Raw genomic sequence first — 1,282 nt, forward strand, 5'->3', positions numbered from 1 at the left:
TGGAGCCTGCTTAGTGTTATTTTTTTTAGCCTTTGACTTAGATTTTTTAGGCTTGCCATAAGAAACGTTTTTTAATAGATTGTTCAATTCTTTGTCTGAAATTGACTTGTCAAGTGTTGATACTTTTTTCTTTTGTTCTGCCCTGGTCAGCTTTGTAAAAGCCTCCCAGCTCTTTGCCGAAAATGATACATTTCCAATTTTCATAATATTGTTTTTAAAAGGGGGCTTTTACACCCCCGTTAAAATTAAGCTGTAACCTCAACCGTGTTGGATTTCCCTTTGTAAAGAAGTCCATCAGCGTTGGCCGTTGCTACTGAATTGGTCGCGTCATACATCTCAACATACACCTCTTGTCCAGCGGTGAAAGCCGAATCAGGAGCAATTGAGTATTTGTTTTCCGCTGTAAATGTAAGCGTGTCAATCGTTGCTACCACGCCGTCAACAAACAGCCTGAAATTAGCTGCCTCCAATCCTTCAACATAAAAAGCAGGGTTGGCCGTTGCCACAATATCAACCACTAATGGGGCTGATGCTGCTGGGGCTGTTGCCGTCAAATTCAGGTCAATGATTGCATTAATCTCGCTTTGAGCATCGAAACCAAGCATTTCAGCGGTCAGGATTGCTCCTAAACTGTTGTATTGCAATTGGTTTGTAAGCTGAAACTCAATCATTGTTCTTCCTACTTCTGAACCTCGGTCATTTGGTTTCCAAGTATGGGGGGTTAAATCCCCGCCACTAAATCCGACAACTTTTGTTCCTGCGACATTTGTCGCCAAAAACAGGCTTCCGGCTTCGTCTATAATTATAAAATCATAAACGCCATTTGACTGGTATGTGGAGGCGGCTTTGTGAAAGCCATACTTCTTGCTATATTCAAACATATAGGTCGGAAAGCCGTTTCTAATTAAAGAACGCAGGCCACTATTGTAAGTTTTAAATGTAGGGTCCTCCGTGTTGTCCGTAAAATCTAAAGAATGTACAAAAGGAATAAACACCCCTTTTTGTATTTGCTCGGTCACATAAGCGAGGTTAAAATCCTCGGTCACATCAAGCCCCCACCCTTTCGGTACAGCTATGAAGCCTGTGTACCCCTTCAAATCTGCAAGGCACGACGGCATCCCGACGTTCTTGCGTGTCTTTGCGCAATTTTGCGCATCTATTAATATTGCCATTTTTTAAGTTTTAAAAATTATTGTGTTTAAACATTTTTCATTAAAAATCTTTGCATCAAAAGCCAATGTACGCACGTCCCAATAAGCAAACACTTTGTTTTGCTCATCGC

General features: G+C 41.2%; 2 protein-coding genes. Both read right to left on the minus strand.

Annotated elements, in window-relative coordinates; genetic code table 11:
* Positions 1-204 (minus strand): hypothetical protein (locus tag AC6F75_RS06835; protein WP_500714208.1); only part of this gene is annotated, 204 nt, incomplete at its 3' end.
* Between the two features lie 41 nt (positions 205-245).
* The gene (locus AC6F75_RS06840; protein ID WP_500714210.1) at positions 246-1,118 is read right to left on the minus strand and encodes a hypothetical protein; all 873 of its coding nucleotides are present in this window, start codon (positions 1,116-1,118) and stop codon (positions 246-248) included.
* Positions 1,119-1,282: the final 164 nt, after the last annotated feature.

Source organism: Planktosalinus sp., from assembly GCF_059864935.1.